16 protein-coding genes and 2 tRNA genes are annotated in these 20,172 nt (G+C 62.7%); 5 read left to right on the plus strand and 13 right to left on the minus strand.

Annotated elements, in window-relative coordinates:
• Positions 1 to 12 precede the first annotated feature (12 nt).
• The 5 genes from hemW to I7X43_RS11255 are packed head-to-tail and all read right to left on the minus strand — an operon-like array spanning position 13 to position 4,422.
• Positions 13 to 1,185 (minus strand): radical SAM family heme chaperone HemW, encoded by a 1,173-nt coding sequence (hemW, locus tag I7X43_RS11235; protein WP_198101168.1) that lies wholly within the window; start codon positions 1,183 to 1,185, stop codon positions 13 to 15.
• 32 nt (positions 1,186 to 1,217) lie between these two features.
• Positions 1,218 to 1,820, minus strand: a complete 603-nt coding sequence (locus I7X43_RS11240) for a non-canonical purine NTP pyrophosphatase (RefSeq protein WP_198101037.1) — start codon at positions 1,818 to 1,820, stop codon at positions 1,218 to 1,220.
• Positions 1,813 to 2,556, minus strand: coding sequence for a ribonuclease PH (gene rph, locus I7X43_RS11245; RefSeq protein WP_310737558.1), 744 nt, complete (start codon positions 2,554 to 2,556; stop codon positions 1,813 to 1,815). Before rph ends, I7X43_RS11240 begins: the two co-directional genes overlap by 8 nt.
• A 1-nt stretch (position 2,557) precedes the next feature.
• Positions 2,558 to 3,457 (minus strand): PP2C family protein-serine/threonine phosphatase, encoded by a 900-nt coding sequence (locus I7X43_RS11250; RefSeq protein ID WP_198101038.1) that lies wholly within the window; start codon positions 3,455 to 3,457, stop codon positions 2,558 to 2,560.
• Complete coding sequence (locus I7X43_RS11255) at positions 3,454 to 4,422, minus strand: serine/threonine protein kinase (RefSeq protein WP_198101039.1); 969 nt, start codon at positions 4,420 to 4,422, stop codon at positions 3,454 to 3,456. The genes I7X43_RS11250 and I7X43_RS11255 overlap by 4 nt, the downstream gene beginning before the upstream one ends.
• Before the next feature lie 48 nt (positions 4,423 to 4,470).
• Here I7X43_RS11255 and I7X43_RS11260 point away from each other — a divergent pair, with 48 nt between their 5' ends.
• From I7X43_RS11260 to I7X43_RS11275, 4 genes are all read left to right on the plus strand, one after another.
• Positions 4,471 to 5,367 (plus strand): YicC/YloC family endoribonuclease, encoded by an 897-nt coding sequence (locus I7X43_RS11260; protein ID WP_310737559.1) that lies wholly within the window; start codon positions 4,471 to 4,473, stop codon positions 5,365 to 5,367.
• Positions 5,364 to 6,002 carry a guanylate kinase gene (gene gmk / locus I7X43_RS11265; protein ID WP_198101041.1) on the plus strand — a complete coding sequence of 213 codons (639 nt, stop codon included), beginning with the start codon at positions 5,364 to 5,366 and terminating at the stop codon, positions 6,000 to 6,002. The genes I7X43_RS11260 and gmk overlap by 4 nt, the downstream gene beginning before the upstream one ends.
• An 18-nt stretch (positions 6,003 to 6,020) precedes the next feature.
• Positions 6,021 to 6,224, plus strand: coding sequence for a DNA-directed RNA polymerase subunit omega (rpoZ, locus tag I7X43_RS11270; protein ID WP_198101042.1), 204 nt, complete (start codon positions 6,021 to 6,023; stop codon positions 6,222 to 6,224).
• Between the two features lie 100 nt (positions 6,225 to 6,324).
• Positions 6,325 to 8,568, plus strand: coding sequence for a RelA/SpoT family protein (locus tag I7X43_RS11275; RefSeq protein WP_198101043.1), 2,244 nt, complete (start codon positions 6,325 to 6,327; stop codon positions 8,566 to 8,568).
• Here I7X43_RS11275 and greB read toward each other — a convergent pair.
• The 7 genes from greB to hemC all read right to left on the minus strand — a co-directional run bounded on the left by greB (position 8,561) and on the right by hemC (position 13,543).
• Entirely contained in the window at positions 8,561 to 9,127 is a 567-nt protein-coding gene (gene greB / locus I7X43_RS11280) for a transcription elongation factor GreB (RefSeq protein ID WP_198101044.1), read from the minus strand. The genes I7X43_RS11275 and greB overlap by 8 nt on opposite strands.
• 54 nt (positions 9,128 to 9,181) lie before the next feature.
• Positions 9,182 to 9,258: transfer RNA gene (locus I7X43_RS11285), tRNA-Arg, on the minus strand.
• Positions 9,259 to 9,308: 50 nt separating this feature from the next.
• Positions 9,309 to 9,385, minus strand: a tRNA-Arg gene (locus I7X43_RS11290).
• Between the two features lie 39 nt (positions 9,386 to 9,424).
• Positions 9,425 to 10,672 carry a heme biosynthesis HemY N-terminal domain-containing protein gene (locus I7X43_RS11295; protein ID WP_198101045.1) on the minus strand — a complete coding sequence of 416 codons (1,248 nt, stop codon included), beginning with the start codon at positions 10,670 to 10,672 and terminating at the stop codon, positions 9,425 to 9,427.
• Positions 10,672 to 11,778, minus strand: a complete 1,107-nt coding sequence (locus tag I7X43_RS11300; protein WP_198101046.1) for a uroporphyrinogen-III C-methyltransferase — start codon at positions 11,776 to 11,778, stop codon at positions 10,672 to 10,674. The genes I7X43_RS11295 and I7X43_RS11300 overlap by 1 nt, the downstream gene beginning before the upstream one ends.
• A gap of 59 nt (positions 11,779 to 11,837) precedes the next feature.
• Entirely contained in the window at positions 11,838 to 12,617 is a 780-nt protein-coding gene (locus I7X43_RS11305; RefSeq protein WP_198101047.1) for a uroporphyrinogen-III synthase, read from the minus strand.
• On the minus strand, positions 12,614 to 13,543 hold the full coding sequence (hemC, locus tag I7X43_RS11310) for a hydroxymethylbilane synthase (protein WP_198101048.1): 930 nt from the start codon (positions 13,541 to 13,543) through the stop codon (positions 12,614 to 12,616). The genes I7X43_RS11305 and hemC overlap by 4 nt, the downstream gene beginning before the upstream one ends.
• A gap of 107 nt (positions 13,544 to 13,650) precedes the next feature.
• Here hemC and ppc point away from each other — a divergent pair, with 107 nt between their 5' ends.
• A complete protein-coding gene (gene ppc, locus I7X43_RS11315) occupies positions 13,651 to 16,467 on the plus strand; it encodes a phosphoenolpyruvate carboxylase (protein WP_198101049.1) in 2,817 nt (938 codons plus the stop codon).
• Between the two features lie 92 nt (positions 16,468 to 16,559).
• On the opposite strand, the gene I7X43_RS11320 is transcribed toward ppc, so the two are convergent.
• Positions 16,560 to 20,126 (minus strand): alpha-1,6-glucosidase domain-containing protein, encoded by a 3,567-nt coding sequence (locus tag I7X43_RS11320; protein ID WP_246480363.1) that lies wholly within the window; start codon positions 20,124 to 20,126, stop codon positions 16,560 to 16,562.
• Positions 20,127 to 20,172: the final 46 nt, after the last annotated feature.

Consider the following 20,172-nt stretch of genomic DNA (forward strand, 5'->3'; position numbering starts at 1 on the left):
GGCTCCTGCGCCTTAAGCGGGCAGGAACAGCGCCTGGGTGTCACTGAGGAAGTCAAACCCCTGAGCGGTGGCGCAAATTTGCGCCGCCTCGGCAACCAGGAGCCCGCGGCTCACTCCTTGGTTCATTGCGTTTCGAATGGCCGACAGGGGGAGTCCGGTGCGCTCCATGAACAGTGACAGGGGCACACCTTGGGCAAGTCTCAGAGCATTGAGCGCAAATTCAAATGGCAAATCGGCGCGTCCCACCTCATGCTCATTGGACACCGCTGCCCCTTGGGTGGCTTGCTCCATGTAAGTCCGCGGCTCCCGCCACCGAACCTGCCGCAAGATGCGGTGCGGAAAACTGAGCTTGCTGTGAGCGCCCGCACCGATCCCGAGGTAATCGCCAAATCGCCAATAGTTCAGGTTGTGAGCACAGCGATGCCCCGGGCGAGCGTAAGCCGAGACCTCATAGCGCTCCATCCCGGATGACACCGCTCGATCCCGAATGCAGTCCAGCATGTCACTGGCCGTATCGTCGTCTGGCACCGTTGGCGGGTTGAGGGCAAACCGCGTGTTGGGCTCAATGGTGAGGTGGTAGACCGAAAGGTGTGGCGGCGCGAAGGCAAGCGCTGTACCCAAGTCCGCCTGCAACTCCTGGACCGTCTGACCGGGCAGTGCGTACATGAGGTCCAGATTGAAAGTTTCAAAGCACTCAGCCGCTTCAGCCACAGCCCGACGGGCTTGATCGCCATCGTGAACACGGCCCAGCGCTTTGAGGTGGGCATCTGAAAAGCTCTGAACCCCAATGGACAGGCGCGTGACGCCCGCGGTCCGATAGTCCCGAAATCGCCCGCGCTCAAAAGTCCCCGGATTGGCCTCAAGCGTAATCTCGGCGCCCGACTCAAAGGGCAACAGCGCGCGCAGATTGGACAGCAGTTGCTCCACTTGACGGGGCGAGAACAAGCTGGGCGTACCGCCCCCAATGAAAACCGACACGATGGGGCGGCCCCAAACCAGGGGCAAAGCCGCTTCAAGATCCGCACGCAGTGCCGCCAAATAGCGGCTTGCGGTTTCCTCATCCACGCCCTGCTGACGCTCATGGGAATTGAAGTCACAGTACGGGCACTTGCGCAGGCACCAGGGCAAGTGAACGTAGAGCGCTAGCGGGGGCAAGCTACTGAGTTGGATCAACCCCGGCCGCATGAGATCTTGGACGCGCCAAGCAGCGTCACGAATCACCGCCAGCCCCACACGTTGGTCAACTGCTCCTTGAGCGCACGCATGGCTCGAGCCCGGTGACTATTTTCATTCTTCAGGTCGGCACCCATACGAGCCACGCTCACGCCGGAATCAGCGGCCGCGACCAAGGGGTCGTAACCGAATCCCCCTTCCCCGTCTGCGGCATCCAGCACGATCAACGGCCATGCACCCATGCCCACCAGGGGCTGGGGGTCTTCGGCATGCCGTACGGCAACCAGGACACACACAAATTGTGCGTTCCGATTGGTTTGCCCCCGCATCTGCTCGATGAGCTTCTGGTTGTTCGCTGCATCACTGCGCGCCCCCCCGGCAAGACTCGCCCACCGCGCCGACTGGACGCCAGGTGCCCCCCCCAGCGCTTCGACACAGAGCCCCGAGTCATCGGCGAGGGCCGGACGTCCGGTGCACCTCGCTGCATGTCGAGCTTTGGTGAGCGCGTTTTCCAAAAAGGTTCCGAACGGTTCCTCAGCGTCCGCAACCCCAAACTCCGTTTGGCTGTACACCCGAACACCGGGAAGGAGTGCCTCGAGCTCCGCGCGCTTCTTGGCGTTGCCCGATGCCAGCACCAACTCACGCATGGCGGAGTTCCAGCGCCAGTTCCTGGGCCTGAACCAATTGGCCAATACCCGCTTGCGCCAAATCCAGCAAGGCCTGCAGCTCCCCGCGGGAAAAGGGCGCGCCCTCTGCTGTGCCCTGCACTTCAATCATGCCGCCCGCTGCGGTCATCACCACATTCATGTCGGTATCGCACTGGGAGTCCTCTGCGTAGTTCAAATCAAGCACAGGCTGACCTTGAACCACCCCCACAGAAATCGCCGCCACGGCGTCACGCAGGGGCCAAGCGCTCAGCACCCCTTGCTGCTTTAACCAGGTGCACGCGTCATAGGCGGCCACATAGGCTCCTGTGATGGCCGCCGTTCGCGTTCCCCCATCGGCTTGCAACACGTCACAGTCCAAATGGAGGGTCCGTTCGCCCAAAGCCTCCAAGTCGAAAACTGCGCGCAGTGAGCGCCCAATCAAACGCTGAATTTCCTGGGTTCGCCCACTCTGCTTGCCCTTGGCCGCTTCACGATCGGATCGTGTATGGGTCGCGCGGGGCAACATGCCGTATTCAGCGGTCACCCATCCCCCCCCCGAGCCTCGACGATGCGGCGGAACTTTGTCTTCCACCGACGCGGTACACAAGACTTGCGTGTCGCCAAAGCAGACCAACACCGAGCCCTCGGCATGCTTTGTAAAGTGGCGCACCAGACGCAACGGGCGCAATTCATCGGCGCGCCGGCCATCGGCACGCAAGGATGTTTCTGAACTCATCTCAACCTCGGTTTTGGACGCGGCGAATGGTGGCGTTGATCTCGTCCACCTGCCGATTCATTTCATCTTCACTCAGTTCGGTGCGGCGGTCCCATTGGTCCAACACGGCCGCCTGGATCGTCGTCGCATAAGCGGACTCTCCCGAACTGCGGGTGGATACAGCCTCGACCACCCCCTCTTCGCCTTCCCACTCCAGGGCCAACACGGTCACGTTGTCGCACTTTGCCCCCCCGTGACGCAGGGCACTTTCCACCAAATCAGGCACGGCATCATGCAATTCGCGCGTGGCCAACTGATGAACAATTTCTTGATCCGCCAGTTGTCCCCACAGCCCATCGGAGCACAAGAGAAGCCGGTCACCCGCCGCCAATGGCAGGGGCCCCTGCTGATCAACCATGGGACGACCAGGACTGCCCAGGCAAGTAAACAGCACATTGCGATTGACTCGCTCCATGTGACGGCCCAGGGCTTCTTGCAACTCTGAGTAGGAGTGGTCGCGGGTGCGTGCCAACAACTCACCGGCGCGGACCCAATACAAGCGCGAATCACCACAGTGGGCCCAATAAGCTTGGCCGGATTGAGTCACGCAGGCAACGATGGTCGTTCGCGGGGTGTCGCCTAACTTTCGTTCTTCGGCATAACTCAGAAGCTGCTGATGCGCAGCCGCGACGCCGTCCCGCAGGAACACGAGCGGATCATCCAATCGCGGCTGCGCCTGTTCTTGAAACCGAGCGGCCAATACCTGGAGGGCGATCTGCGCTGCCATTTCCCCTTCGGGATGGCCTCCCATGCCATCGGCTAGAGCAAACAATGCCGAATCGCGGGTGTAGCAGTACCCCATTCGGTCTTCGTTCTTCTCCCGCCCCCCTTTTCGGCTGACCTGGAAAACACCAAACTTCACGCCTTGGCCCCGGTCTTGAGGTTTTCGAGCTGCATTTTCAGCCGCTCACTAAAGCTCAATTTGGTATATCGACGCTCGGTTTCACGCGCCAACTCTTTTTGAAGCGCAAAAACCGACTGCGGCCGCGCCAGAGGATCCAGGGACATGCACCATTCGGTGACTTCAATCAGGTTGTCCGAATACACGTTACGCAGTCGGGACAAACTCAGATTGAGGCGGTCTTTTTCCTGACGCTGCGGCGCATCATTCGGCGGATAGCCTTGCATGCAAGCGTAGATGCAGGCTCCAATGGCATAGATATCAGTCCAGGGCCCAAGGGACCCGTCGCGACGATACATCTCCGGCGCAGCAAAGCCCGGCGTGTACATGGGACGGATGAAATTCCCCTCTTTGCTCAAGACCTCGCGAGCAGCGCCGAAGTCGAGCATCACCGCACGGTTGTCGTTGGTGATGAAAATATTTGCGGGTTTGATGTCCAAATGCAGCATCTTGTGCTGATGAACGATCCGCAAACCTTTCAAAATTTCATCAAAAAGCGACCGGATCGTGGACTCACGAAAGACTTTATCGCGCTTCAAATCGCGAGCGGTCACGATGAAGTCCTGCAGGGTATCCCCTTGCAGGTAGTTCATGACCATGTAAACCGTTTCGTTCTCTCGCAAAAAATTCAACACGGACACCACGGAGGCGTGCGAAATTTGCGCGAGTGAGCGCCCCTCTTCGAAAAAGCTCCGAAGCCCCAGTCGATAGAGCGGCAACTTGTCCGGCTTGATGCGCGGAATCAACTCGCCGGGCGAACGTTCCGCCAGCGAAGCCGGTAAATATTCTTTGATGGCAACCAAGTGGTGTTCTGGGTCTTCAGCCAGATACACCACACCAAAGCCGCCTGCGGCCAATTTTTTGATGATCTGGTAGCCGCCCACCACAGTTCCGGCAGGAAGCGGTGCCGGTTTCGGCTTTGACATAATCGGGAATCGCCTCTATCGCCAGCCAGATTCATGCCAGTCTACAGCATGACCGGATATGCCAGTGTCTCGAAACCCCCGACGCCGGCCCCGAATGCAACACCCCCTTCACCTGTCGCCGTTGAGGTGCGCTCCGTCAATGGCCGCTTCCTCGACTTGAGCCTTCGTCTAAGCGACGAGTGGCGACACCTCGAACCCGCCATTCGCGAGCGGGTCACCCACACCATCCGCCGCGGCAAGGTGGAATTGAAGTTGGGCGGACAGCGTGATGTCGATTCGCATTTGCCAACGCTGCACGCGGACGTCATTCACCACCTCAGCGCCCTCAGTCAGACCTTGGAAACCCAGTTTCCAACGGCCCGTCCGCTCAGCGTCAATGAATGGCTGCACTGGTGTCGGCAAGGCGGCTCAGCGCAGCGCCCGGATGACCCATGGGTTTTGACGCTGGTTGACGAAGCCTTGGCCGCGTTGCAAGCGGCACGTGCCCGAGAGGGGGCTCGCCTAGTCGCCGTCCTATTGGAAAAGGTCGAACAACTGGAATTGATCGCAGCTCAAGTCGAGCCGCTGGTTCCGCAGGTTGTCGCCAGACATCAAGAGCGTTTTTTGGCGCGTTGGAACGAAGCCCTGACTCAAGCGGGTGCGCGTGCTGACGCTGAGTTGATGGCCTCAGCGCGCGAACGCGCGCTGGCTGAAGCCGCGGCACAAGCCATTCGGATCGACGTAGCCGAGGAATTGGCTCGGCTGCGATCCCACATCGCCGAAGTGCGAGCGCAGTTGATGCGCGGGGGCGAACTGGGCAAGCGCCTGGACTTTTTGGTTCAGGAGTTGCATCGTGAAGCGAACACGTTAGGCTCGAAATCGACCGCACTCGAACTCTCGGCTCTCGCGGTCGACTTGAAAGTGCTGATCGAGCAGATTCGCGAACAGGTACAGAATATCGAATGAACGCCTCTCCGACTCAAGACGCGCCTGGCAACCTGTTCGTGGTGGCCGCGCCCAGTGGCACCGGCAAAAGCAGCCTTGTCAAAGCACTGCTGGAACTGGATGCCAAGCTGAGCCTGTCCATTTCCCACACCTCCCGAGCTCCGCGTGGGCAAGAGCAAAACGGGCGCGAATACTGGTTTATCACGGAAGCTGAATTCCGCGACAAGGTCACTCACCACGACTTTATCGAGTGGGCGGAGGTGCATGGCAACTTGTACGGCACCTCTCGCGCCACCATCGAGAGCCGCATGGCCGCCGGTGAGGACGTGGTGCTGGAAATTGACTACCAAGGCGCCATGCAGATCAAACAGCTGTTTCCGGCCGCCGTTTTGATCTTTGTGCTCCCCCCCAGTTGGGATGAACTGCGCCAGCGCCTGATTCGCCGCGGGGACACTGCAGAAGCAGTCATTGCCAAGCGGATGGAAAACGCCCACTTGGAAGTTGCGCAAGCCAAACACTTCGATTTCGTGGTGATCAACGCCGTCTTTGAGACGGCCCTCTTCGATCTCAAAACGATTGTTCACGCGCAGCGTCTAAAATACGCAGCTCAGTTGCGCCATCGCTCCGCGGTGTTTCAAGCGCTTAGTCTGTGTTGATTCAAGAAAAGCACCCCCATGGCCCGCATCACCGTTGAAGACTGCCTGGAAAAAATCCCCAACCGCTTTCAGCTCGTGCTGGCCGCTACGTACCGCGCCCGCATGCTGAGCCAGGGGCACTCTCCCAAGATCGAAAGCAAGAACAAGCCCGGCGTGACCGCGCTGCGCGAAATCGCAGCCGGTGAGGTGGGGTTGGAAATGCTCCGTCGCGTGCCCGTCTGAGTCCACCGACCCTCTGAGAGAAAGCGCCTGCGGGCGCTTTTTTGTTTTCTCGACGGACTTCGCCTGCAGAGCCCGCTCAGGCTTCGAGTAAATTCGGCCCATGCTCCGCTCCTTCCCCGGCATCCGCTGGCCTGGCACCCGCCCCAATCGCCCCCCTCAAGAGAGCTCTCCGGCCCACGCCGCCTCTTTTGAGGTGCTGTCGCGCCATTTGGGCTATCTGAGCAAGTCGGATCTCAAGCGGGTCCGCGACGCCTTCCGCTTCGCGGACACCGCCCATCTAGGTCAGACACGTGCCAGCGGTGAGCCGTACATCACCCACCCCTTGGCGGTGGCCGCCATTTGTGCCGAGTGGAAGCTTGACGCGCAGGCCTTGATGGCCGCCTTGATGCATGACGCCATGGAGGACTGCGGCGTCACCAAGGCCGAGCTCATCGAAAAGTTTGAAGCTCCCACGGCCGAGTTGGTCGATGGGCTCACCAAGCTGGACAAGTTGCAGTTCTCGACCAAAGAGGAATCGCAGGCCGAGTCTTTCCGAAAAATGCTGCTGGCGATGGCCCGAGACGTCCGGGTCATTCTGATCAAACTGGCCGATCGCTTGCACAACATGCGCACCATGGACTCCATGGCGCCGAGCAAACAGCGGCGCATTGCGCAGGAAACGTTGGAGATTTACGCCCCCATCGCTCACCGCCTGGGGCTGAATCAGACCTATCGCGAGTTGCAGGATCTGAGCTTTCGCTATCAACATCCTTGGCGTTACGGTGCCCTGGAAAAGGCCATCACCAAGGCCCGAGGCAACCGTCGCGATGTGGTGCAGCGTATTGAGCGGGACGTGCGCGCGGCCTTGAGCCAGAGTGGTCTTGGCGTGGACATCCAAGGGCGTGAAAAGACGCTGTTCTCGATTTACAACAAGATGCGCGAAAAGCACCTGAGCTTTGCTCAGGTCACCGACATCTTTGGGTTCCGCGTGGTGGTGCAGGAGTTACCGCAGTGCTATCTCGCGCTGGGCGTCCTGCATCAGACCTTTAAACCTCAGCCAGGGCGCTTCAAAGACTACATCGCCATTCCCAAGCCCAACGGCTATCAAAGCTTGCACACCACGTTGGTGTCTCCCCTGGGAACCGCGGTTGAGTTCCAAATTCGCACCCAGGCCATGCACCATGTCGCAGAACAGGGCGTGGCCGCGCACTGGCTGTACAAAGCCAAAGGCCCGTCAGATGCCCAATCTCTAGGCGCACGGCTACTGCAATCTCTGTTGGATATCCAAAACGAGACGCGGGATGCCCGTGAATTTTTGGAGCACGTGCGCATCGACCTGTTCCCCGATTCCATCTACGTGTTCACCCCTCGATCGCGCATCCTGGCACTTCCCAAGGGCGCCACGCCGGTTGATTTCGCATATGCCATTCACTCCGACATCGGGGATCGGTGCGTCGGCGCTCAGGTCAATGGGGAAATGGTGCCGCTCAAAACGGCGTTGCGAAGCGGCGATGTGGTTGAAATCGTCACAGCCCCCTCAGCACGGCCCAATCCCGGCTGGCTGGGCTTCGTCCGCACCGGGCGAGCCCGCAGCAAGATTCGTCACCACTTGAAGACCCTCGCTCAGGAAGAGGCGCGCGAGCTGGGGCTCAAATTGCTGGGGCAAGCCCTGCGTGCAGAAGGCCAAACAATACCCGCCTTCGACGGGCCGCACGCCCCCCTGTGGCAGACCTTGGTGCGCTGGTCCGGGCAACGCACCACCGATGATCTACTGGTTGAAATCGGGTTGGGACGCAAGATTGCCGTGATGGTGGCCAAGCAGCTGTCACACATGCTCATTGAAGCCGGTCACCGTCCCGACGCAGTTTTGCTGAGTATGGGTCGGTTCTCGGAAGATGAGACTCCCCAGCGAAGCGTTGCCTTGCTCGATGGCAGCGAAGGCGCCAGTGTGCGGTACGCCCCCTGCTGTCACCCCATTCCCGGCGATGACATCCGGGGCTACATGGGGCGCGGTGAAGGGTTGGTGGTTCACACCGCAGAATGTCCCACCGGCCGCCGTCTGTTCCAACGGGACAGCCAACACTGGATTCAGGTGGCTTGGGCCGACGAACTGCAACAAACCTTCGAAGCCGAAGTCGGCATCTTGATGAACAACGAGAAGGGTGTTCTCGCTCAGGTGGCGGCCGGTGTGAGCCAAGCACAGGCCGACATCACCCACGTGGAAATGAACAAGGAATCGGACGTGGCGCGCGAGTCCGCTGTCATGCAAATGCTGATCGCCGTTCGCGACCGGCACCATTTGGCCGACGTGCTTCGGGTGTTGCGGCGCGTTCCCCCGGTGCTGAAAGTCTGGCGGGTCAAATAGGGGCTGGCTTGGGGTAGACCACCTCGACCACCTCAAGGCATTCATCGCCCCCCGGCGTACGCAGCCACACCTCGTCGCCGACCCGTGCGCGCAATAAGGCGCGAGCCACGGGAGCCACCCAGCTGATCTCACCGTTCAAACTGTCTGCTTCGTCGATGCCCTTGATGGTGACCGTCTTTTCATCGCCACGGGTCGTCAAATACGTCACCGTCGCACCAAAGAAAACCTGGTCACTGCCGTGATGCACGCTGGGATCGACCACTTCTGCAATTTCCAATCGCTTGGTCAAAAATCGCAGGCGCCGGTCAATTTCACGCAGCCTTTTCTTTCCATAGAGATAGTCGCCGTTTTCACTGCGATCCCCATTGGATGCTGCCCAGTGCACGATCTCAACGATGCGGGGGCGCTCATCGTCCAGCAGGTGCATGAACTCCGCCCGTAGTCGCTGATGCCCTGCCGGCGTCATGTAATTGCGCTGCCCCGTCGGCAGGGGCGGCGCAGATTCGTCGCCGTCCTCGTCGTCTTGGCTCTCAGGCTCGCGGGTGAATGCCTTGCTCATCTCGGTGCGGAAATGAAAACGGGTCGATGTTTGTCACATCGACCCGTCTAATTCTGGCGCGGCTGGCAGGATTCGAACCCACGACCCCTTGGTTCGTAGCCAAGTACTCTATCCAACTGAGCTACAGCCGCAATCAAAGCAACACGTCTCGCAACAAACGAAACTCGACACTTTGGTTTTTTGGCGCGGCTGGCAGGATTCGAACCCACGACCCCTTGGTTCGTAGCCAAGTACTCTATCCAACTGAGCTACAGCCGCGCGAAAGACTAAGAGTATAGCGCGAAAATTGAATCTATTTCAAGAGGCCCGCGCGGCTCGCTCCAGAAACTCCACCTGCGCGGTCAGGTCGTCGGCCTGCTTGGCCATGTCCGCCAACTGAATCCAGGCACGGCGGCGCGCGGCCACGTCCAGTCGCCCATCCTCCGCTGCGGTCAAGAGCATTTGGCGGGCTTTGCCCCACAACTGAAGCTCCGCAAGAACTTGCCCCAAGGCCATCGCCAGTCGCCCCTCGCGTGGCCACCGCGCCTGTGCGCGCTCCAGCAGCGGCAGCCAGTCCGCCTTGATGCCCGTACAGGTGTGGATCAGCGCATCAGCAAGGGCCGCGCGCTCATCTTCGGTGAGCGCCTCCAAGCGTTCGAACAGCGGCCTCAGCCACTGCCGCCCTTCGCCGGCAGCGCCGTACGACGCCATGGACTGGGCCGCCCGAGCCACGACAAAGGCGTCACGCCGGTCAGCCGAGTCCAACTTCAGCCACACCGTACGCAATTGCTCCGCATCGCGCGCCGTACCCAAAACTTCAATGGCCAGCGACCGCAGCAAGCTCTGCGCCACATCCGCCCGAAAGCCTTGGTGCTTGGAGAGCAGGCGAGCTGTCCGCAAGGCCTCGAAGGGCTGCTCGGCCATTCGAGTTGCCTGCAATTTTTGTCTCAGCGCTTGTGTCCGACGGGCCGCCCCGGCAGGCAACTCGGCCAACAACCGCAAGGCGTGAAGGGGCTCACGATCCTCAAGAGCCCAGCCCACCGCCATCAGGCGTGCCGCCTCTTCATGCGACCTCGCTTCAGCATGCGAAGCGCAAAGGCGCAGCGCCGTCTCCCACTGCTCCTGCCGACGGGCCCTGTCCTGCAGGCGATGCGCAGCTTCAGCTGCCATCAAATGGGCCAGGACCAAACCACCGCCATCTCCCTGCAACTCCGGTGTTTTGGCATTGAGCGTCAACAGTCGCTGGACCGCTTTTTGCGCTCGCGCATAACGGGCGCTCCACAAGTCCACGAGCGATTCCCGCAGCAGTTGCTGGGCCGCACGATCCCGTTGCGCCAATCGCCATCTGCGGGCACGCTGCGGCAAGTCGAACAGCCGGTGCAGGGTTTGCAGCAAACCGAACACCAGCACGCACCCCACCACCATGATCAGCAGGAAGAGGTTGAGGGATAGATCGACACGCCAACCCGCCCAAAACAGACTGACCAACCCATCGTTGCGACCCAAAACCAGCGCCGCAACGGCCGCGCCGGCAAAGAGCAGGACCAACCAGAGTACGCCACGCATCAGCGAACACCCGCCACCGCAGCCAACGCCGCCAAACTGTCTTCGGGCCGAGGCCATTGAATGGGCTTGGCCTGCTGCTGGACCTGACGCAAGACCTCGAGAGCAACTTGGGCACGGCGCTGACGGGCATCGGCATGTCGCTCCAACGCTTGGAGCACCGAGCGGATGTCGCTCTGCACACTGTCGTACTGACGGGACATCAGTGCCAAACGCGCATTGAGCAGCCGCAATTTAAGGTTGTCACGCAGAAACTGCACTTGATCCGGTGCGAGCAGCATGGCTTCGGGAGCCTCGATGCGGGTGACGCGAACCAGCCCCTTGAACTCCGACCACACCTCTCGAGCGCGTTGGTGCACCCAGGTCTGAGCCGTCTGCCAAGTCAAGCCTTGGCCCGTGGCGGGCGCCGCAACAACCGCGGGCGACACGTTCTTTTGCACTCGCTGTGATTCCACCAACAGCGGCACCTCATCAACCAGTCTTGCGACTTCATCCAAGCGCAGCGCCAAGGTGGTGCTGTCCACAGCCCCCAACGCCTTGATCCGGTCCAGATCCCTCAGCACCGCACGCCGCACCCCCTCCAGTCGTGGCTGCTTGTGCCGCTGCAAGCGGTCATCCGCCTGTCGAAGCGCGTTGACCAAGGGTTCAACGCTGCCAAAGAACTGGGCCTGCTGGCCGGCCAGACGCAGACTGGCCTCCAAATCACCAACAATGTTTTCGTCACGCGAGCGAGACAGTTGGGACAACAGTTCTTCCAGCTGACTGCGCTGGATGGAGACCTCCGCCAAGCGGGCCTCAGCCAGCGCCAACTTGGCCGCCAAGTCGCGCACTTGTTCCTGCGTCTGCTGGGCTGATTGGCGCGCTTCGGCCGCAACCGTCTGCGCCGTCGCTTGGCGCCGCACCAACTCCTGCTCCAAGTCATGGAGCCGACTCTGAGACTGCCAGGCCAACGCCACGGCTCCCACGCTGAGAAGGCCCCCTGTCGCAGTCAGCCAGGTCACCCAAGACGGAGCCGCTGGGGCGGGGGGCGTGGAGACGGCGGGCAGCACCGGGGGGGCAACCGCAGGTGCTGTCGGCGACTCAGGGGTTTGAACGGTTTCTTCTGCCATCTGAAGGATTCTAGGGACGGTCGGCAAGTAGCCCGGCCATGGCCCTCCAGGCCCGGGCTTCAGCAAGCAGCGGGGGCCGAAGGGGGGTGCTGTGCAGCCCAGGTCCGCCATGCAGCCGCAACAGCTTCGGGCTCACTCCGCACCAACTCGACCCGCAAGTGCTCGCGATGGGCGGCTTCGGCAATGCGCGGATGGGTGGCCAAGGCAAAGTCTCCAGGCCGAATCCATTGATTGGCCAGGCCATGCTTCAACGCTTGCGCACTGGTCAGCAGCCACAACGCCGGTGCGCCTCTCAAGCGCTCCACGGCCGCTTGCCGCTCCCCGCTCGCGTCCGGGCAGACTCGCTGGTACACACTCAAGGCCTGAACGGCGGCGCCCTCGGCCGCCAACTGGTCGGCCAGCCATTCACGCCCCCCATCGCCGCGAAGCATGAGGACCGATGCACCCTGCCAACCCCCACGCTCCCGGAGCAACGGCCACAAGGCCTCCGATTCAAACCGCTCACTGTCCTCGGCCGGAGACACCACGTCCCTGACCCCTCGCAGCCGCAACGCCTGAGCCGTGGCGGGGCCTACACAACCCGTCATCACAGGGCGCGGCCAACCGATCCATTTCAGGCCGGCTACAGCGTCAAGGGCCGCCACAGCGCTCGGGCTCACAAAAATCACCAAGCGCGGACCCCGCATCACGGCCGCCCAGGCCGATTCCAATGTCTCCAATGGGGCCACGACGATATCGATCAGCGGCACCCCCTGAACTTCGACGCCCAGTGCGGTCAGTGCCGATTGCCAGCGGCCCTGCTGGGCGGCTGGTGCAGTGAGAATCAGTGGGGCGGTCACACTGAGGCTTGCGTGCGCGCCCCTTGATCCACCAGCGCCTGAGCCGCCAGGGCACCCAGCGTGCGGGCCGCGCCTTCATCGTTCACTGGCGCGCGATGGATCGATCGCAGCAGCGGGCCCGACTCACCTTCAGCGGGCCCCAGCGCCACGCTGAGCTCCAGTTCACCGGCCGGCAACCACACGGCATGCGCCGCCAGCGGCATGGAACAGCTGCCCCCCAATCGCCGAGAGACTTCACGCTCCGCGGCACAGGCCCATGCGGTTGGGATGTGGGCCAAGGTGCCCAACCGCTCAATCAATGACGCGCGGTCTGCCCGGACTTCAATCCCCAGAGCCCCCTGCCCCGCACACGGGATCAACTCATCGGTCGCAAAGTAGCCGCGGATTCGTTCGGCCAACTCCAACCGCAGCAATCCAGCCGCCGCCAAGATGATGGCGTCAAAGCCCCCTTCGTCCAACTTGCGCAGGCGCGTGTCCAAATTCCCCCGCAGGGGTTCGATGCGCAGATCCGGGCGCAGGGACTTGAGCTGCGTGCTGCGTCGCAAGCTCGACGTTCCAACACACGCGCCCTGGGGCAAATCCGCCAAGCACCCATAGCGCGGGCTTACAAAGGCATCGCGCGGGTCTTCGCGCTCCATGACACAGGCCAAAGCGAAGCCCTCTGGCAAGCTCATGGGCACATCCTTGAGCGAATGCACGGCCAAATCGGCTTCCCCCCGCTCCAGGGCCAGCTCCAATTCCTTGACGAACAAGCCCTTGCCGCCCACCTTGGAGAGGCTGCGGTCCAGGATCTCGTCCCCGCGGGTGGACAAAGGGACCAACTCGACCTGCACGCTCCACTGGGCCTCCAACAAGGCTTGAACGTGTTCGGCCTGCCACAGGGCCAAACGACTCTTGCGAGTGGCAATTTTCAAAATCTCACGCATGGCAGCATGCTATCTGCCTCACGAAGCCCGCCTGCGCTCACCGGCGAATGTCTTGTTGCACCTCAAAGTAACCAAGTTACATTAGAAATACGCAAGAGTTACATGCCATGAAACGCACCGAACGCACCCCCGCCCCCGACGCTGATAAAGATCTGCCGCTGCGAGACGACATTCGTCTGCTGGGCCGCCTGCTGGGCGATGTCATTCGCGACCAAGAAGGCCGGCAGGCGTTCGAGCTCGTGGAGCGCATCCGCCAACTTTCTGTGGCCTGGCGGCGCGGGCAGGATGCAGCGGCGGGTCGCCAGTTCGATCGCCTGTTGAAAGGGCTGTCCGCCGATCAGGCCGTGATGGTGATTCGAGCCTTCAGCTACTTCAGTCACCTGGCGAACATCGCGGAAGACCGCCACCATGTCCGCCGCCGGGAACATCACGACCGCGCCGGACACCTGCATCCCGGTTCGCTGGCTTTCAGCTTGGATGCGTTGCATGGCGCCGGCGTTCGACCGGCCGACATCAGCGCCCTGCTGGAGCGCGCCCACATCTCGCCCGTGCTCACGGCCCACCCCACCGAAGTGCAGCGCAAGAGCATCTTGGACGCCGAACGCGCCGTCGCGCAACTGATTCATCAGCGCGAATTTCTGAATACCGAGCGCGACCGCAAAGCCAATGAGGACCTGCTACGCGCCCGCATCACACAGCTCTGGCAGACCCGCATGCTGCGGTACTCCAAGCTGACCGTGGCCGATGAGATCGAGAACGCGCTGTCGTATTACCCCGCCACATTCTTGTCGGAAATTCCGCGCCTTTACGGCGAGCTCGAAGCCGCCCTGCCCGGCCAGGCCTTGCCCTCCTTCTTGCGCATGGGCCACTGGATTGGCGGGGACCGAGATGGCAACCCCAATGTCACAGCGACCACCTTGCGCCATGCCCTGAAACGGCAAGCGGAAGTGGCGCTGCGCCATTACCTGACCGAGTTGCATGAATTGGGGGCCGAGCTGTCCATTTCCGCCCGTCTGGCCCGCATCACACCCGAGATGCAGCAACTCGCCGCGCGCAGCCCCGATCGGAACGAGCACCGGCAGGATGAACCCTATCGCCGCGCCCTCACGGGCATGTACGCCCGCATGGCCGCCACCTTGCACGCACTCACCGGCACCGAAGCCTTGCGTCACGCGGTCGCGCCTCAGGATGCCTACACCGGCCCCGACGAGCTGCTGGCCGACCTGCGGGTCATTGAAGCCTCGCTGCGCCACCACCATGCCGATGCCTTGATTGCGCCACGCCTGACGCCGCTGATGCGGGCCGTCGGCGTCTTTGGATTCCACTTGGCCACCCTGGATTTGCGCCAAAGCAGTGACCAGCATGAGAGCGTGGTGGCCGAATTGCTCGCCGTGGCGCGCGTTGAATCGGCGTACAGCGAACTGGATGAGGTGGCCAAACGAAGCCTCTTGCTGCGCTTGCTGAGCGAAGCCCGGCCCCTGCGGGTGGTGGGGCACCAATACAGCGAGCGCAGCGAGGGCGAGCTCGCGGTGTTTGAAGCCGCACAAGAGGCCCTGCAACGCTACGGTCGCCAGGCCATTCGGCACGCCATCATTTCGCACACGGAATCGGTCAGCGACCTGCTCGAAGTCCTGCTGCTGTGCAAAGAGGTGGGCCTGCTGCACGGCCAGTTGGGCCGGGATGCGCGCTGCGAGCTCATCGTTTCGCCGCTCTTTGAAACCATTGGCGACCTGCGGGAGGCGCCAACCATCATGCGGGAGTTCTATGCCCTGCCCGGCGTCCCCGAACTGGTCATGGCCAGTGGCGGCGAGCAGGACATCATGCTGGGCTACTCGGACTCCAACAAGGATGGCGGCGTCTTCACCAGCAACTGGTCGCTTTATCGCGCCGAGATTGCCCTGGTTGAACTCTTTGACGCTTTGCGGGCTCACCATGGGGGTCCGACGCTGCGCTTGTTCCACGGGCGCGGCGGCACCGTCGGCCGGGGCGGTGGCCCCAGCTACCAAGCCATCCTGGCCCAGCCCCCGGGGACGGTCAATGGCCAGATCCGGTTGACGGAGCAAGGCGAAGTCATCGCCTCCAAGTACGCCAACGCGGAGATCGGACGACGAAACCTCGAGACCCTGGTGGCCGCCACGCTGGAAGCCAGTTTGTTACACCCGACCCAAGACGCCCCCAAGACGTTTTTGGAGGCCGCCCAGCAGCTGAGCGATGCCAGCTTTACCGCCTATCGCGGTTTGGTCTACGAGACCGATGGGTTTGCCGATTACTTCTTCGCCGCCACCCCCATCCGCGAGATTGCCGAGCTCAACATTGGCTCGCGCCCGGCCAAGCGGCCCGGCAGCGGCGGGGGCCCCAAAGCCATTGAAGGCCTCCGGGCCATTCCTTGGGGCTTCAGCTGGGGTCAGGCTCGCGTGGCCCTCCCCGGCTGGTGCGGCTTCGGCTCCGGCGTGATGGCTTACCTGGGCGAGGCCGGCAGCGCCGGGCATGCCAAGCGCCTGGCGCTCTTGCGCCGAATGCACCGGCAGTGGCCTTTCTTCCGCACCTTGCTGTCCAACCTGGACATGGTGCTGGCCAAGAGCGACCTGGAGCTGGCCGCCCGCTACGTCGAGCTCGTGGAAGACAAAAAGCTGGGGCGACGCATCTTCACCGCGATTCGCGGGGAGTTTGCCCGCACTGAAGAGGCGCTCAGCCTGATCACCGGGGACAACAAACGGCTGGCCACCAACCCCTCGCTGGCCCGGTCCATCGCCCATCGCTTCCCCTACATCGACCCGTTGAACCACCTGCAGGTCGAGCTGATGCGGCGCTACCGCGCCTTGAGCGCACAGTCGCAGGTCGATCCCGAGGTCATGGAGCGCGTGCAGCGCGGCATCCACCTGTCGATCAACGGCATTGCGGCGGGCTTGCGAAACACGGGCTGAGATCCCCGAACGCGACGCCTGACGCTGCCGACGCGATTCAAACAAAAAAAGGCCGCTCACCGAGCGGCCCTTTTTTTCGCTTTCGACGGCGATCAGCGCACAAACACCGCCGCACTGCGCGCAGGCACGTTGAAGCGTCCACTGGCGGATTCGTAGGTCGCACCGGCACGCACGCGCGCATCCGCTGCGGTGGCCGCCGCCTGCACCGGGTGGAGCTGGAAGGCCCGGTTCTTCAGGGCCTCCACCGTGATCTGCTTAGGCTGTTTGTCCACGTTGATCACATAGACCACTTCATTGAAATTGGCCCCCGCATAGCCGCTGCCGTCGACGGCCGCTATCACCGCGGTTGGGTCCAAGCTGGCGCCCGTGTTGAAGAACCGCAAGCGGGCCTTGATGTCCGCTGCCGTGCGCAGACGCAACAGCGTCGTGCTGGCGCGAATCTTAAGCACGTCCCGGAAGGCATCGCGCGTCCAGGCAATGTCGCTGGGCGTCGGCTTGAGGGCGCTGTTGGCGAGCAAAGGCTTGAGCACCTCCCAATTGGCTTGGTTGTCGCTCTTGAGCGGCAGCCCCGTGCCCCAGTAGTTGTCTTGGTAGCTCCAATCCAGACGGTTGAACCAGTCGCCCGCGTCATAGCTGTTGCGGTCCCCGCTCTTGCTGCGAAGCGTGTCCACCCCCGCATGGAAGTACGCCACGCCCTGGCTGAAGGCGTTGATGGCCGCCGCCAGGATTTGAACGCGAGCGCGGTCTTCTCGGCTGGTGTTGGTGGGCAGGCGGAAGGCGTTCAGGTCAAAGAGCGTGTGGTTGTCGTGGTTCTCCACGTAGTTCACCACCTCGCTGGGCTCCACCACATAACCCACCAGTTGGTTGCCCAGGGACTGCAGCTCATTCGTCGCGCCCCAACTGGTTTCCAAGCTGTAGGAGCGGATGGATCCGGCCAAACCCGCCTTCACCACATCGTTGGCCCAGCCCAGGTCACCGCGCGTCTTGGCCCCGCCCTGCGGGTTGGCGTCGTAGAACAGACCGTTGACAAAGCCTTGATTGCCGACGAAGCCCGTGCCCTCGCCGAAGCTGGTGCCGCGAACCTGATCGCGCAAGCGGTCGTTGAAGGTCCCGATGCCGCTGCCGTTCAAGCTCAACTGACTGGCCTGGACGAAGCGGCGGCCATCGGCCACTTCACCGAAGTTCCAGCCCTCGCCCAGCATCTGCACCTCACGGCCCAGCTCGGTTTTGAGGCGAGCTTTGATCGCTTCCATCACCGCACGGGGCTGGTGGCCCATCACATCGAAGCGGAAGCTGGCGATCTTGTACTCGCGCGCCCACAGCAGCACCGAGTCGCTCATGAGCTTGGCCATCATGAGGTTTTCGGTTGCGGTGTTCTCGCAGCAGGTGCTTTGCTCGATGCCCCCCACGGCGTTGTAGCGGTGGTAATACCCTGGCACGACGCGGTCCAACACCGAACGCTCGCGCTGACCGGACGTGGAGGTGTGGTTGTAGACCACGTCCATGCCCACGCGCAGCCCCGCCCCATGCAGGCCCATCACCATCTGACGGAACTCCAGCACCCGCTTGTTCAGGTCGTTGGCGTCACTGGCGTACGAGCCTTCCGGCGCGTTGTAGTGTTGCGGGTCATAGCCCCAGTTGAAGCAATCCGTGCCGCGGCTGGCCTCAACGGCGGCTTGCTGGGTTTCATCGGCCGCACCTCCAGTGAGGGTGGGCGTGCTGCACCCTGTTTCGGGGACCGAGCTGAAGTCATAGACCGGCAGCAGGTGCACATCCGTCAGGCCGGACTGAGCCAGAGCCTTCAGGTGCTTCATGCCGTTGCTGCCCGCCTCGCCAAAGGCCCCGTACTTGCCGCGGTTGGCGGCGCTGACCGTGGGGTCGTTGGCCGAGAAGTCGCGCACATGGAGTTCATAAATGCTCATGTCCGTCGGGGCCTGCACCGTGGCGGGAATGGCTGACCCGTCCCACCCCGCCGGCTTGGTCGCCGCTGCCTGCAGACTCAGTACGCCACTGCGCTTGCCGTCAGCGGTCAGCGCCACGGCGTACGGGTCGGTCACCAAGTTGCGCACCACCCCCACGCCGCGCACGTACACCTCCACCGCATAGCGGTAGGTCTTGCCCGTCAGGTCGGCCGCGGCCGTGGCCGTCCAGACCCCTGTCGCGGTGTCAAAGCTGGCGTCGTAAACGCCCTCGGCCTCACCCGTCGCATTCGGGTAGGTGAAGACCAACACCTTTTGGGCCGTCGGCGCCCACAGCTTGAAGCGAGTCGTGCTGCCGGGGCTCACCCCCAGGTCTTGGACACCCGCCGCGGCCGCATACAAGTCGTCCAGCGCGGCGGCGGACTGCAAGGCGGTGGCGTTTTGCACCTGGCCGCTCGCGTTTTCTTGAACGATCACCACCTGGTTCTTCAGCCAGGCGGCCAGGTTCCCAGCCTGCGCATCGGGCAGTTTGAAGCGCGCGCCCGCCGCAATCCATTTGAAGCGATCGGCCGCATCCGCGGGCACCGTGCCGGTAAAGCCTTCCAGGGTCAAGCTGCCGTCCGCTCCGCGCACGGCTTCACCCTTCACCGCCACGATCTGCGCTGTGGCCGAGTGATAGAGCTTCACCGTGCCGGTGCCATCCACCTGCGGCCACTGGATGAGCTGCTTGTTCAACCAAAACGCCCGCGCCTCGTTCACGTTCGCACGGCGCAGGTCCGGCGCGGCGGTGTACACGGTGGCATCGCCCTGCACCAGCCAGATCTCGCCCACGCGGTTGGTCACCGTGAGCGTTGCATAGCGGACCTGAATGTTGTCGTTGCGACCGTCTTTGTCGTTCTCGTTCGGCGCCTTGCCGTGGATGATGAATTCCAGACTCGTGCGCGAGGCGTCCAGCTTGGGGTTCAGCACGGGGATGTCAAACACCACCTCACCCGCGCCCGCAGCGTACGAGGGCATGCGGTCAAAACCCGCCGCATTGCCCCACTGCTCAATGGCAACACCCGGCAGCCGGCTGCTGTCGAGCCCGCTCCCATTCCACAGGTGCAGGCCCCAGGCGCTGTACTGCCCGTCAAAGCGCTTGTAGTGGACCCGAACGGTGTCCAAATCCAAGGTCGGCGGCGGGCCACCGGCTGCAGCCAGCGAGGTGTACGTGTTCGGGTCGCCCTGCTTGCGCCAGATTTCGTTTTTGCCGGGCTTGAGCGTCAGGATTTGGTCGGCACCGCCATGGTCCTTGTCATCGCCCTTGTGGAACAGGTAGCCCACGTCGCCCGTGGTCTGCGCCAGCGGCACGTCATACACCGCCCCAAAGCCATCCGTGCGGCTGATGTTGTGGCCGTTGTTCCAGCCCGGATCTTGGGCGGACTTCCAGGTGTGGACTTGCCAACCGGTGTAATCACCCCCGGAGCGCTGGTAGTGAATGGTCAGCGTCGTGGGTTCTGCCGTGCCGCCACCGCCGCCCGTGCTGGTCTGGGCGGCTTGCGCATGAAGCACCGTCTCAAAGCCCGCATTGCCTTGCACCAGTCGCGGGTCGGGGGCCGGCGCGGGCGGCGGCGGGTTGGGCGTGGGCGTCGTGCTGCCCCCACCCCCGCCCCCGCAAGCCACGAGGGCCGCCACCAAGGTCGCCCCTACCGCAGCGCGCAGGGCGCCCCAACTCGAAGTCCAAACCTTCCCCATCGCCATCGCCCATTCCCCAAAGTTCAGTGCTTGGGGTTGAGCGTATGTAGTT

Source organism: Inhella gelatinilytica (assembly GCF_016093295.1).
GTDB classification, from domain to species: Bacteria; Pseudomonadota; Gammaproteobacteria; order Burkholderiales; family Burkholderiaceae_C; genus Inhella; species Inhella gelatinilytica.